The organism is Pseudomonas sp. Soil_N_39 (assembly GCF_057655955.1).
Window position 1 is genome coordinate 97,660 of the sequence record NZ_JBDGLI010000010.1, and the last position, 13,786, is coordinate 111,445.

The window sequence follows — 13,786 nt, forward strand, 5'->3', positions numbered from 1 at the left end:
GGCTTTTGAGTGAAGGTGAATCCATGACTACATCGAACGGCAAAACCAACCTGTTGGGCCTGACCCAGCCGGAAATGGAGAAATTCTTCGACTCGATCGGGGAGAAGCGTTTCCGTGCCGGCCAGGTGATGAAATGGATTCACCACTTTGGCGTCGACGACTTTGACGCCATGACGAATGTCAGCAAGGCCTTGCGCGAAAAGCTCAAGGCAGTTGCTGAAATTCGCGGTCCGGAAGTGGTCAGCGAGGACATCTCCAGCGACGGCACCCGCAAGTGGGTGGTGCGCGTGGCGTCCGGCAGCTGCGTCGAGACCGTCTACATTCCCCAGGGCAAGCGCGGCACCTTGTGCGTTTCGTCCCAGGCAGGCTGTGCCCTGGATTGCAGTTTCTGCTCCACCGGCAAGCAAGGCTTCAATAGCAACCTCACCGCCGCCGAAGTGATCGGCCAGGTGTGGATTGCCAACAAATCCTTTGGTAGCGTCCCGGCGACCGTCGACCGTGCCATCACCAACGTGGTGATGATGGGCATGGGTGAGCCGCTGCTGAACTTTGACAACGTCGTTTCCGCCATGCACCTGATGATGGATGACCTGGGCTACGGCATCTCCAAGCGCCGCGTGACCCTGTCCACCTCCGGCGTGGTGCCGATGATCGATGAGCTGGCCAAGCACATCGACGTCTCCCTGGCGTTGTCGCTGCACGCACCCAATGACGCATTGCGTAACCAATTGGTGCCGATCAACAAGAAATATCCGCTTAAGATGCTGCTCGAGTCGTGCCAGCGCTACATGTCGTCCCTGGGCGAAAAACGCGTGCTGACCATCGAGTACACGCTGCTCAAGGATGTGAACGACAAGGTCGAGCACGCGGTCGAGATGATCGAGCTGCTCAAGAACATCCCGTGCAAGATCAACCTGATCCCGTTCAACCCGTTCCCGCATTCCGGTTACGAGCGTCCGAGCAACAATGCGATTCGTCGTTTCCAGGATCAGCTTCACCACGCTGGCTTCAACGTCACCGTGCGCACCACCCGCGGCGAAGACATCGACGCCGCCTGTGGCCAATTGGTAGGACAGGTGCTGGATCGCACCCGTCGCAGCGAACGCTACATTGCCGTGCGTGAGTTGAACGCCGCGGACGATGCGGTGCAGAACGCTGCGAACAGTCACTAAGAGAGGAACTCTATGTCCCTGCGCTTCGCGCTCGTTTTGCTGTTGGCCGGCCTTTGTTCCGGTTGTGTCCTGTCGGGTGACTACAACCCGATGAAGACCAGCAAAGGGCGCGACGAGGCACGTGTGGCCTATGTGCAACTGGGCATCGGCTACCTGCAGCAGGGCATGACCGAACGGGCCAAGGTGCCGCTCAAGAAAGCCCTGGAACTGGACGACTCCGACCCGGATGCCAACGCGGCCCTGGCCCTGGTGTTCCAGGCCGAGATGGAGCCGGAGCTGGCCGACCAGCATTTTCGCAAGGCGCTGTCTGGCCGGCCCCAGGACGCACGGATCCTGAACAACTACGGCAGCTTTCTTTTCGAGCAGAAACGCTACAACGAAGCCTACGAGCGCTTCGAGCAGGCTGCCGCCGATACCCTTTACCCTGAGCGTTCGCGGGTTTTCGAGAACCTCGGCATGACGGCCGCGCAGTTGGGCCAACGTGACCTGGCCCGCCAGCAGCTGGAAAAGGCGCTGCGGCTCAACCGCCAGCAACCGCGGGCGTTGCTGGAAATGGCTGAGTTGTCCTACGAAGACAGGCATTATGTGCCCGCGCGTGACTACTACGAGCGTTTTAGCCTGCTGAGCGAGCAAAATGCACGTAGTCTATTGCTCGGCGTTCGGCTGGCACATGTGTTTGAAGATCGCGACAAGGCTGCAAGCTACGGCCTGCAACTCAAAAGACTCTATCCCGGTACGCCGGAATATCAGCAATACCTGTCGGAGCAATGATGAAAGCGGCGCATCCCGAAGTTGTAGCAGCGACTCGCGTAAATCCCGGTGAGACCCTGCGTCAAGCCCGCGAAAGCAATGGTTGGTCGCTGGCCGAAGTGGCCCTCAAGCTCAATCTTACCGTGGCTTCCCTGGGCAATCTGGAAGCGGGCGCGTTCGACAAGCTGCCTGGGCACACCTTCGCCCGGGGCTATATCCGCGCCTATGCCAAGTTGCTTGGCAAGGACCAGACCCTACTGGTCCAGCAATTCGATCAATACACCGGTTCCGATGCCCAGGGCAGCAGCGTGCACAGCCTGGGGCGCATCGAGGAGCCGGTTCGCGTTTCCCACACCATTTTGCGAATCGTCAGCCTGTTGCTGCTGATCGCGGTGATTGGTGGCGGTTTTGTCTGGTGGCAGGACCAGACGTCCTTGCGCAACAAGGAACCAGTCGCCATGAGCCCTGAACACGTTGAGGTCGAGGGCGCCGACGGCACCACCCAGATCCATCCGCTGGACGAGCCGGAAGACCAGGCCGTCGTCGAAGGCCAGGCTGAAGGCGAAACCGCTCTGGCGTTGCCACAAAGCCCGGACGCCGCCGATGCCCAGGCGGGTGCCGAGCCGGCTGTTCCAGCACCGGCCACGCCGACGGCACCGGCTGCCCCGAACGCCGGCAGCGCACCGATTGCTACCGCACCAGCCACGCCGAGCACGCCAGCACCGACCGTGACTGCGCCTGCGACCCACGCCGCGCCTACCACTCCAGTCGCCCCGGCAGCTCCAGCAGCCCCGGCGCCCGTCGCGGGTGAGGGCCAGGTGCAGATCCAGTTTGTCGCCGACTGCTGGACGCAGATCACCGACGGCAACGGCAAGGTGCTGTTCAGCGGCCTCAAGCGCAAGGGCGACAGCACGGCCGTCAACGGCAAGCCGCCGTTTGCCGTACGCCTGGGTTATGCCCGTGGCGCGCAGGTCAGCTACAACGGCCAGCCGGTCGACATCGCTCCGTTCACCAGTGGCGAGACCGCTCGCCTGAAGTTGGGTCAATAAGTCATGCACGGCGAATCTCCAATCAAGCGTCGCGAATCCCGAAAGATCTGGGTCGGTAACGTGCCCGTGGGCGGCGATGCGCCTATCGCTGTGCAGAGCATGACCAACAGCGACACCAATGACGTGGCCGCCACGGTCGCGCAGATCAACCGCCTGGAAGCCGCCGGTGTCGACATCGTGCGGGTATCGGTGCCGGACATGGACGCCGCCGAGGCGTTCGGCAAGATCAAGCAACTGGTCAAGGTGCCCTTGGTCGCCGATATCCACTTCGACTACCGCATCGCCCTGCGCGTGGCCGAGTTGGGTGTGGATTGCCTGCGCATCAACCCGGGCAACATCGGTCGCGAAGACCGTGTGCGCGCCGTGGTGGATGCCGCCCGCGACCGGGGCATTCCGATCCGCATCGGCGTGAACGCCGGTTCCCTGGAAAAAGACCTGCAAAAGAAATACGGCGAACCGACCCCGGCGGCGCTGGTGGAATCGGCCCTGCGCCACGTCGAGCACCTGGAACGCCTGAATTTCCAGGACTTCAAGGTCAGCGTGAAGGCCTCCGACGTGTTCATGGCCGTCGAAGCCTACCGCCTGCTGGCCAAGGAAATCGTCCAGCCGTTGCACCTGGGCATCACCGAAGCCGGTGGGTTGCGTTCGGGCACGGTGAAATCCGCCGTCGGCCTCGGTATGCTGCTCGCCGAAGGGATTGGCGATACCATCCGCATCTCGTTGGCGGCTGACCCGGTCGAGGAAGTGAAAGTCGGCTATGACATTCTCAAGTCCCTGCACCTGCGTTCCCGTGGCATCAACTTCATCGCCTGCCCGAGCTGCTCGCGGCAGAACTTCGATGTGGTCAAGACCATGAACGAACTGGAAGGGCGCCTCGAAGACCTGCTGGTGCCGCTGGATGTCGCGGTGATCGGTTGCGTGGTCAACGGGCCGGGCGAAGCCAAGGAGGCCCATATCGGCCTGACTGGCGGTACACCGAACCTGATTTACATCGACGGCAAGCCGTCGCAGAAACTGACGAATGACAATCTGGTGGATGAGCTGGAACGGCTGATTCGCCAGAAAGCGGCCGAAAAGGTCGAAGCCGATGCAGCGGTCATCGCGCGCGGTTAAGTCGAAAGATTAAGGAATACACGTGAGCAAGTCTCTGCAAGCCATTCGTGGCATGAACGACATCCTGCCCGAGCAGACGCCCCTGTGGCGCTATTTCGAGGGCACCGTGGCGCGCCTGCTGGATAACTACGGTTACCGGCAGATCCGCATGCCGATCGTCGAGTTCACCGAGCTGTTCAAGCGCTCCATCGGTGAAGTGACCGACATCGTCGAAAAAGAGATGTACACCTTCGACGACCGCAACGGCGACTCCCTGACCCTGCGCCCCGAAGGCACGGCGGCTTGCGTGCGTGCTGTGCTCGAACACGGCATCACCGGCGGCGGCCAGGTGCAGAAACTCTGGTACATCGGCCCGATGTTCCGTCACGAGCGCCCGCAGAAAGGCCGTTATCGCCAGTTTCACCAGATTGGCCTGGAAGTGTTCAACCTCGACGGCCCGGACATCGACGCCGAGCTGATCGTCATGACCTGGCGCCTGTGGGGCGAGCTGGGGCTGCGTGATGCGGTCAAGCTCGAGCTCAACAGCCTGGGTACCAGCGAGTCCCGTGGCCGCTACCGTGAAGCGTTGGTGGAGTTTCTTTCCGCCCACCTGGACAAGCTCGACGAAGACAGCCAGCGCCGTCTGAAGACCAACCCACTGCGCGTGCTCGATACCAAGAATGCCGAGACCCAAGCGGTCCTGGTCGACGCGCCGAAAATGGCCGACTACCTCGACGACGAATCCCGTGCGCATTTCGAAGGGCTGAAAGCCCGCCTGGACGCTGTTGGCATCCCTTACGTGATCAACCCCAAGTTGGTTCGCGGCCTGGATTACTACAGCAAGACCGTCTTCGAGTGGGTCACCGACAAGCTCGGCGCCCAGGGCACCGTCTGTGCCGGTGGCCGCTACGACGGGTTGGTGGAGCAGATGGGCGGCAAGCCGACCCCGGGCGTGGGCTTTGCCATGGGCATCGAGCGCCTGGTGCTGATGCTCGAAGCCTTGGACAAGGTGCCGGAAGAGTTGTCCCGTCAGGTCGACGTCTACCTGTGCGCCTTTGGCGAGGCCGCCGAACTGGCCGCCTTGTCGTTGAGCGAGCGGATCCGCGACCAGTTGCCCAACCTGCGCCTGCAGATCAACGCCGGCGCCGGCAGCTTCAAGAGCCAATTCAAGAAAGCCGACAAGAGCGGTGCGCTGTACGCATTGATCCTCGGTGACGACGAACTGGCCCAACAAGTGGTAGGTTTCAAACCCCTGCGTGGCCAGGGCGAACAACAAAGCATTGCCTGGGATGCGCTTGCTGCACACCTGGCCACCTGCGTCGTGCAGGGTTGAAGCTGTCAAACAGCCGATTTAGCGATTAAGGAGTATTGGGGTGTCGAGTACCGAAGATGAACAGCTGGCGGATTTGAAGGACTGGTGGACGCGCAACGGCAAGCCGCTGGTCACTGGCGGCCTGTTGGCGCTGGTCATCGTGTTCGGCTGGCAGGCCTACCAGAAATACCAGAGCAACCAGTCGCAAGGCGCCTCGGTGCTCTACCAGCAACTGCTGGAAACCACCCTGACCCCGGACGGCAAGCCTGACGCGGCCCGCGTGGCGGACCTGGCCGGCAAGCTGGACAAGGAATTCGGCGGTACCGCCTACGCTCAGTACGGTCGCCTGTTCGTGGCCAAGGTCGCGGTGGACAGCGGCAAGCTGGACGACGCGGCCACCGAGCTCAAGGGTATCGTCGACAAACCGGCCGACCCGACCCTGGGCGAAGTGGCGCGTCAGCGCCTGGCACAGGTGCTGGCGGCACAGAACAAGGCCGAAGACGCGTTGAAGCTGCTCGACGGTGATGCCGACAAGGCATTCCTGGCGACCCGCGAAGAACTCAAGGGCGACCTGCTGGTACAGCTGGGCCGTGCCGATGAGGCCCATGCGGCCTACCAAAAAGCCAAGGCTGCGCTGTCGGATGAAGCCGCAGTCGGTGGCCTGCAAATCAAGCTGGACGACCTGGCCAAAGGGGATGCGTGACGTGATTCGTTGGAAACATGCAGCATTGCTGGCCCTGGCCATTCTGGCCGCGGGTTGCAGCAGCAACAGCAAGAAAGAACTGCCGCCAGCCGAACTGACCGACTTCAAAGAGGAAGTCGTGCTGCAAAAGCAGTGGAGCCGTTCCATCGGCGATGGCCAGGGTGAAACCTACAACATGCTGGTGCCGGCCATCGATGGCGACACCATCTATGCTGGCGACGTCACGGGCGTGGTGATGGCGATGGACCGCACCAACGGCGACGTCAAATGGGAAAAGGATCTTGAACTGCCTGTTTCCGGCGCCGTTGGCGTGGGTTACGGCCTGGTCATGATCGGCACGCTCAAGGGCGAGATCGTCGCCCTGGACGCGAGCAGCGGTGAAGAGAAATGGCGCGCCCGCGTGACCAGCGAAGTGCTCGCACCGCCGGCCACCAACGGTGACGTGGTGGTAGTCCAGACCCAGGACGACCGCCTGATCGGCCTGGATGCTGCTACCGGCAACCAGCGCTGGTTGTACGACAGCACCCCGGCGGTTCTGACTTTGCGCGGTACCAGCGCACCGATCGTCACCAACCGCCTGGCGGTGGCTGGCTTGTCGACCGGTAAAGTGGTGGCCCTGGATGTTTCCAACGGCGTGCCGGTGTGGGAACAGCGCGTAGCGATCCCGCAAGGTCGTTCGGAGCTGGAGCGTGTGGTCGACATCGACGGCGGCTTGCTGCTGTCCGGCGGTACGCTGTACGTCGCCAGCTACCAGGGCCGCGTGGCGGCACTGGACCTGGAAAGCGGTCGTCCGCTGTGGCAGCGCGATGCGTCCAGCTACGCCGGTGTCGCCCAGGGCTTTGGCAGCGTCTACGTGAGCCTGTCCTCGGGCACCGTCGAAGGCGTTGACGAGCGTTCCACCACCGCCTTGTGGAGCAACGACTCTCTGGCCCGTCGTCAACTGTCGGCCCCGGAAGTGTTCTCCAGCTACGTCGCAGTGGGTGACCTGGAAGGTTACCTGCACCTGCTCAGCCAGGTGGACGGTCGTTTCGTCGGCCGTGAGCGCATCGACAGCGACGGCCTGCGTGCCCGTCCGCTGGTGGTGGGCAACATGATCTATGTGTATGGCAACAGCGGCAAACTGGAAGCCCTGACCATCAAGTAAGACTATGCTTGGGTTAATTCCCAAGCGGCTTCATTCATGTGGGAGCGGGCTTGCTCGCGAAAGCGGTGGATCAGTCGACATTCATGTCAGTGGACTACCGCTATCGCGAGCAAGCTCGCTCCTACAGAATGGCCCCCGAGCACCAGCCGCTGCCTCGCAGCGGCTTTTGTATTTTCTGAAATAACGAAGTGGAGAGCCGCATGGTTCCCGTAATCGCCCTGGTGGGCCGACCGAACGTCGGCAAGTCCACCTTGTTCAACCGCCTGACCAGGACTCGCGACGCCATTGTCGGCGACTTGTCCGGTCTGACCCGTGATCGCCAATACGGTGAGGCCAAGTGGCAAGGGCGTACCTATATTCTGGTCGACACCGGCGGCATCTCCGGTGATGAACACGGCATGGACGAAAAAATGGCCGAGCAGTCGCTGCTCGCCATTGAAGAAGCGGATGTGGTGCTGTTCCTGGTAGACGCCAAGGCCGGTTTTACCGCCGCCGACCAGATGATCGCCGAGCATTTGCGCAAGCGTAACAAGCGTTCCTACGTGGTTGCCAACAAGGTCGACAACATCGACCCGGACATGGCCCGCGCCGAGTTCGCACCGTTGGGCATGGGCCAGGCGATCCCGATCGCCGGCGCCCACGGTCGTGGCATCACCCAGATGCTGGAAATCGCCCTGGAGAGTTTCCCCAAGGACGACGCGGAAGAGCCGGAAGAGGGCGAAGAAGAGATCGTTGCCGAAGGCGAGGAAGCCAAGCGCATTCCGGGCCCGAGCGAAAAAGACGGGATCAAGATCGCGATCATCGGCCGCCCCAACGTGGGCAAGTCGACGCTGGTCAACCGCATGCTCGGTGAAGACCGGGTCATCGTCTACGACCAGCCCGGCACCACCCGTGACAGCATCTACATTCCCTTCGAACGTAACGAAGAGAAGTACACACTGATCGACACCGCCGGTGTGCGCAAGCGCGGCAAGATCCACGAAGAAGTTGAAAAGTTCTCCGTGGTCAAGACCCTGCAGGCGATCAAAGACGCCAACGTGGTGATCTTCGTGATGGACGCCCGCGAAGGCGTGGTCGATCACGACCTGAACCTACTGGGCTTTGCCCTGGAAGCCGGTCGTGCGTTGGTCATCGCGATCAACAAGTGGGACGGCATGACGCCGAGCGAGCGGGATTTCGTCAAGGTCGAATTGCAGCGCCGGCTGTTCTTCGTCGACTTCGCCGACATCCACTTCATCTCGGCCCTGCACGGCACGGGCGTGGGCAACCTCTACGCTTCGGTGCAGAACTCGTTCAAGTCGGCTGTCACCCGCTGGCCGACCAACCGCCTGACCCAGATCCTCGAAGATGCGGTAGGCGAGCACGCGCCACCGATGGTCAACAACCGTCGGATCAAGCTGCGTTACGCCCACTTGGGCGGTGCCAACCCGCCGATTATCGTGATCCACGGTAACCAGATCGAGAAAGTGCCCAAGTCGTATGTTCGCTACCTGGAGAACACCTACCGTCGCGTCCTGAAGCTGGTCGGCACGCCGATCCGCATCGAGTTCAAGGGCGGCGAGAACCCGTACGAAGGCAACAAGAACACGCTCACCGACCGCCAGGTCAACAAGAAGCGCCGCTTGATGTCGCACCACAAGAAGGCTGACAAGAAGCGCCGCGACAAGCGCTGATCTAGTCTGGATCTGAAAGTTGGGATGTTGATCTGTGGGAGCAAGCCTTGCTCCCACAGGCATGAGTATTCAGCATGAAAAAGGGTGCCCTGTGTGGCACCCTTTTTCATGCCCGGCGATTGGGCTATCCTCGAGCTCTCCCGCGCCGCGCCTGAGCCGGGTGCAGACCCAGGGAACCCCGATGATCACCAGCAAGTTGCCGAACGTCGGCATCACGATTTTCACCCAGATGTCCCAGCTCGCCGCGCAGACGGGCGCGTTGAATCTGTCCCAGGGCTTTCCCGATTTCGATGGCCCGCAAGCCCTGCGCGATGCGGTCGGCCAGCACATTGCCCAAGGTCATAACCAGTACTCACCGATGACCGGCCTGCCGGCGCTGCGCCAGCAGATCGCGGTGAAGATCGCCCGCAGTTATGGCGTCAACGTCGATGCCGATCAGGAAGTCACCGTGACCCCTGGCGCAACCCAGGGGATTTTCTGTGCCATCGCGGCAGTGGTCCACAGCGGCGATGAAGTGATCGTCTTCGACCCAAGCTATGACAGTTACGAGCCTTCCGTGCTATTGGCCGGCGGGCGTTGCGTGCACGTGCCATTGGGCCTGGATGACTTCGCCATCGACTTCGAAAAGCTTGGCGAAGCCCTGAGCCCGCGCACACGCATGATCATCCTCAACTCGCCGCACAACCCCAGCGGCGCCCTGATCAGCCGCGCCGAACTGGATCAATTGGCGACGCTGATTCGCGACCGGGACATCTACCTGGTCAGCGATGAGGTCTACGAACACCTGGTGTTCGACGGCGTCGCCCATGCCAGTGTCCTGGCCCATGAAGAGCTGTACCGCCGCGCCTTCGTGGTCAGTTCGTTCGGCAAGACCTACCACGTCACCGGCTGGAAAACCGGCTACGTGGTGGCGCCAGCGGCCCTGACGGCGGAACTGCGCAAGGTGCACCAGTACGTCAGCTTCTGTGGCGTAACGCCGTTGCAGTACGCCTTGGCCGACTACATGGCTGAGCATCCGGAACACGTCGATGAACTGCCGGACTTCTACCAGGCCAAGCGCGACCTGTTCTGCGATCTGCTGGCCCCGTCACGGTTCAGCTTCAAGCGGGTGACCGGTACTTATTTCCAGTTGGTGGATTATTCGCAGATTCGCCCGGACCTGAATGACGTCGACATGGCGGTGTGGATGACCCGCGAGCATGGCGTGGCGACGATTCCGATCTCGGTGTTCTACCAGGACCCACCCCAAGGCCAGCGCCTGGTGCGCCTGTGCTTTGCCAAACGCGAGGAGACGCTGCGCGAAGCGGCGGAAAAACTATGCGTGATTTGAGCGCGTTGCCGGACCTCGACATTGCCCTGGTCCAGACCACCCTGGCCTGGCACGACCGCGAGGCTAACCTGGAGCATTTCGAAGCGCTGCTGGAGCAGGCGCGCGGGGCTGACCTCATCATCCTTCCGGAAATGTTCACCACGGGTTTTTCCATGGAGTCCGAGACCCTGGCGGAGCCGGAACACGGGCCCACCCGTCGTTGGCTCACGGAGCAGGCGGCGAAGTTGGACGCGGTCATCACCGGCAGTGTGATCGTCCAGGCCGCTGACGGCAGCCACCGCAATCGCCTGCTGTGGGCGCGGCCGGACGGTGAAGTGCTGCATTACGACAAGCGTCATCTGTTCCGCATGGCGGGGGAGCACAACCACTACACGCCGGGCGAGCGACAGGTGCTGTTCGAACTCAAGGGCTGGCGGATTCGCCCGCTGATCTGCTACGACCTGCGCTTTCCAGTCTGGAGTCGCGACGCCGAGGACACCGACCTGCTGCTGTACACCGCCAACTGGCCCGGAGCGCGGCGTATGCACTGGAACCGGCTGCTGCCGGCCCGGGCCATCGAGAACCTGTGCTACGTGGCGGCGGTCAACCGCGTCGGCACCGACGGCAAGGGTTTTGCCTACACTGGTGACAGTCAGGTGCTGGACTTCCAGGGCGAAACCCTGCTCAGCGCTGGCGAGGCCGATGGCGTGTTCACGGTAAGTTTGAGCGCGATGGACCTGGCGGCCTATCGCACGCGGTTTCCGGCGAACCTGGATGCCGATCGCTTCGAATTCACGAATTGAAACGATTCAGCCTCAAGGAATGGTGTTACGTGCCGATAACTGGTCAGCCAAGGAGGAGTCCCTATGACCAGCATCAGCGCAACCACCGTAAACCCTTATCCATTGTCGGCTCCTAAAGTCTCCATCCGCGGGGCTGAAGAAGAGAAAGCGGTCAGTCCAGTGGCATCGACTGATAGCAGCGAAGACAAAGACAAGAAACTGAAAGTCGACACCAGCGGCGCGAATATCGCAGGTGCGGGCGGCAGCAGCGGCAGCGGCGATGTCATCGAACAACTGAAGAAGCAGATCGAACAGACCGAGAAGTTGCTGGCCGAACAGCAAGCCCAGCTGGCTCGGGTGCAAAAAAGCCGGGCTGATGAGGAGCAGAAAGCCCAGGAAACCATGGCGATTCAGACCCAGATCATGGCGACCCAAGCGACTTTGCAGACCTTGCAGGCCGCGCTGTTGCAGGCGATGACCGTTTCGATCGATACCCATGCCTGACATTTGGGGTGTCTGACAGGCCGCCATCGCGAGCAAGCTCGCTCCCACAGGGGGGCAGGCGGGCACAGGATTCCGGCCCCACTGAAGATCCCGTGTGGGAGCGAGCTCGCTCGCGATAAGGCCCTGACAGTCACCACAAAACCACCCGCCAAACAAAAAGGCCCCAGGGTTCACACCCCGGGGCCTTTCGCATTTCATTGGTGGATCAGGCCGCCTTGGCCTCCGGCTGGCTCAGCGACCGGTTCAGCGCACTGAACAGTGCCTTGAAGCTGGCCGTGGTGATGTTCTCATCGATGCCCACGCCATGCACCGCACGCTCGCCGTTGACTCGCAATTCGATGTACGCCGCCGCCTTGGCATTGGTGCCGGCGCCGATGGCATGTTCGTTGTAGTCCATGATCTCCACCGGAATCGGCAGGCCGGCCACCAGCGCTTCCAGGGCGCCGTTGCCTCTGCCACGCCAGTGCAGGTTGGTCTCGCCCTGGCCCTTGCTCGCCACTTCCACTTCCACGGCGCTGTTGCCGTTTTCCTCTTGCAGGCGATGGCTGACCAGCGCGTACGGGGTGTTGGCTTGCAGGTATTCACGCTGCAGCAGGGCGTGGATCTGCTGGGCGGTCATTTCCAGGCCCAGGCGATCGGTTTCGCGCTGTACCACCTGGCTGAACTCGATCTGCATGCGACGCGGCAGGCTGATGCCGTATTCCTGTTCCAGCAGGTAGGCGATACCGCCCTTGCCCGACTGGCTGTTGACGCGAATCACCGCCTCGTAGCTGCGACCGATGTCGGCCGGGTCGATCGGCAGGTACGGCACTTCCCACAGGGTGTCCGATTTCTGCTGGGCGAAGCCCTTGCGGATGGCATCCTGGTGCGAACCGGAGAACGCGGTGTGAACCAGGTCGCCGACGTATGGGTGACGCGGGTGCACCGGGATCTGGTTGCATTCCTCGACCACTTTGCGCACGCCGTCGATATCGGAGAAGTCCAGCTCAGGGTTGATGCCCTGGGTGTAGAGGTTCAGCGCCACGGTCACCAGGTCGACGTTACCGGTGCGTTCGCCGTTGCCGAACAGGCAGCCTTCGACACGGTCGGCGCCGGCCATCAGGCCCAGCTCGGTGGCGGCCACGCCGGTGCCACGGTCGTTGTGGGTGTGCAGGCTGATGAGCACGCTGTCACGACGGGTGATGTTGCGGTGGAACCACTCGATCTGGTCGGCGTAGATGTTCGGGGTGGCGACTTCCACGGTGGCGGGCAGGTTGAGGATCACCTTGCGCTCCGGGGTCGGGTTCCACACTTCGATCACCGCGTCGCAGACTTCCTTGGCAAACTCCAGCTCGGTGGCGCTGAAGGTTTCTGGCGAGTACTCGAACTGCCATTGGGTTTCCGGCTGCTGCGCGGCGTATTTGACGAACAGCTTGGCCGCGTTCACCGCGATTTCCTTCACGCCTTCCTTGTCCTGGTTGAACACGATGCGGCGGAACGACGGGCAGGTGGCGTTGTACAGGTGGACGATGGCTTTCTTCGCACCCCGCAGGGATTCGAACGTACGGGCGATCAGGTCTTCACGGGCCTGGGTCAGCACCTGGATGGTGGTGTCGTCCGGGATGTGGCCTTCTTCGATGAGGGTGCGCACGAAGTCGAAGTCGGTCTGGGACGCGGCCGGGAACGAGGCTTCGATTTCCTTCACGCCCACCGCGACCAGGGTTTTCCAGAAACGCAGCTTCTTGACCGCGTCCATCGGCTCGATCAGCGACTGGTTGCCGTCGCGCAGGTCGGAGCTGCACCAGATCGGCGCGGCGGTGATGGTGTTCGACGGCCAGGTGCGATCCGGCAGGTTGATGGTCGGGAAGGCGCGGTATTTGGAAGACGGGTCTTTGAGCATGCTCATGGGAAATCCTTATTGTCGTGGCCGGAAAAAGGCGGCCTGCCGGTGGTTCTAATGGGGTGGCTTCAGAGCCGGGACGAGGTGCCGCGATTCAGCCCGGCAGTCGTGCGCTGACAAGGCACAGGCTGCGGTGCTGGCGAAGCTGGATGAGGGTGTGAGAGGTTTTCATGCTTCAACCCTAACCGCGTGAGGGGCGGATCGCAAGCAGTCGGAAAAAATTGAGAGAAGTTCTGCTTTTAGGCGGGTTTGCGAGATTTAATCGCGCGTATTCGAGGTGTTGATCTTTGAAATTGCGTCGATGTTTTGAGCTTGGCAATTCACAGGAGGGTGGCGATGCGGCTGCCGCCATCGCGAGCAAGCTCGCTCCCACAGGTACGGCGGCATTTTGAGAGCGCCGAAATACCCATGTGGGAG

Annotated in this window: 12 protein-coding genes; 11 read left to right on the forward strand and 1 reads right to left on the reverse strand. The window is 61.9% G+C overall.

Going from position 1 to position 13,786, the window contains the following annotated elements; genetic code table 11:
* The first annotated feature begins 23 nt into the window (after window positions 1-23).
* From rlmN to AC3A5O_RS16365, 11 genes are all read left to right on the forward strand, one after another.
* Entirely contained in the window at window positions 24-1,172 is a 1,149-nt protein-coding gene (rlmN, locus tag AC3A5O_RS16315) for a dual-specificity RNA methyltransferase RlmN (RefSeq protein WP_122568808.1), read from the forward strand.
* A gap of 12 nt (window positions 1,173-1,184) precedes the next feature.
* Window positions 1,185-1,943: a type IV pilus biogenesis/stability protein PilW gene (pilW, locus tag AC3A5O_RS16320; RefSeq protein WP_487753458.1), complete on the forward strand. Its 759-nt coding sequence runs from the start codon at window positions 1,185-1,187 to the stop codon at window positions 1,941-1,943.
* Window positions 1,943-2,971, forward strand: a complete 1,029-nt coding sequence (locus AC3A5O_RS16325) for a RodZ domain-containing protein (RefSeq protein WP_487753459.1) — start codon at window positions 1,943-1,945, stop codon at window positions 2,969-2,971. The genes pilW and AC3A5O_RS16325 overlap by 1 nt, the downstream gene beginning before the upstream one ends.
* Window positions 2,972-2,974: 3 nt before the next feature.
* Complete coding sequence (ispG, locus tag AC3A5O_RS16330) at window positions 2,975-4,084, forward strand: flavodoxin-dependent (E)-4-hydroxy-3-methylbut-2-enyl-diphosphate synthase (RefSeq protein ID WP_003185136.1); 1,110 nt, start codon at window positions 2,975-2,977, stop codon at window positions 4,082-4,084.
* Between the two features lie 22 nt (window positions 4,085-4,106).
* Complete coding sequence (gene hisS / locus AC3A5O_RS16335; RefSeq protein WP_122568806.1) at window positions 4,107-5,396, forward strand: histidine--tRNA ligase; 1,290 nt, start codon at window positions 4,107-4,109, stop codon at window positions 5,394-5,396.
* A 40-nt stretch (window positions 5,397-5,436) separates the two neighbouring features.
* Window positions 5,437-6,078 (forward strand): YfgM family protein, encoded by a 642-nt coding sequence (locus AC3A5O_RS16340; RefSeq protein ID WP_122568805.1) that lies wholly within the window; start codon window positions 5,437-5,439, stop codon window positions 6,076-6,078.
* Window positions 6,071-7,222, forward strand: a complete 1,152-nt coding sequence (gene bamB / locus AC3A5O_RS16345) for an outer membrane protein assembly factor BamB (protein WP_122568804.1) — start codon at window positions 6,071-6,073, stop codon at window positions 7,220-7,222. Before AC3A5O_RS16340 ends, bamB begins: the two co-directional genes overlap by 8 nt.
* A 200-nt stretch (window positions 7,223-7,422) precedes the next feature.
* Window positions 7,423-8,895, forward strand: a complete 1,473-nt coding sequence (der, locus tag AC3A5O_RS16350; protein WP_053118638.1) for a ribosome biogenesis GTPase Der — start codon at window positions 7,423-7,425, stop codon at window positions 8,893-8,895.
* Window positions 8,896-9,076: 181 nt separating this feature from the next.
* The gene (locus AC3A5O_RS16355; protein WP_487753460.1) at window positions 9,077-10,225 is read left to right on the forward strand and encodes a pyridoxal phosphate-dependent aminotransferase; all 1,149 of its coding nucleotides are present in this window, start codon (window positions 9,077-9,079) and stop codon (window positions 10,223-10,225) included.
* Complete coding sequence (locus tag AC3A5O_RS16360) at window positions 10,213-11,007, forward strand: amidohydrolase (protein WP_122568802.1); 795 nt, start codon at window positions 10,213-10,215, stop codon at window positions 11,005-11,007. The genes AC3A5O_RS16355 and AC3A5O_RS16360 overlap by 13 nt, the downstream gene beginning before the upstream one ends.
* 63 nt (window positions 11,008-11,070) lie before the next feature.
* Window positions 11,071-11,490 (forward strand): hypothetical protein, encoded by a 420-nt coding sequence (locus AC3A5O_RS16365; RefSeq protein ID WP_122568801.1) that lies wholly within the window; start codon window positions 11,071-11,073, stop codon window positions 11,488-11,490.
* Window positions 11,491-11,695: 205 nt separating this feature from the next.
* Here the strand turns inward: AC3A5O_RS16365 and leuA are convergent, their stop codons facing one another.
* A complete protein-coding gene (gene leuA, locus AC3A5O_RS16370; RefSeq protein WP_487753461.1) occupies window positions 11,696-13,375 on the reverse strand; it encodes a 2-isopropylmalate synthase in 1,680 nt (559 codons plus the stop codon).
* Window positions 13,376-13,786: the final 411 nt, after the last annotated feature.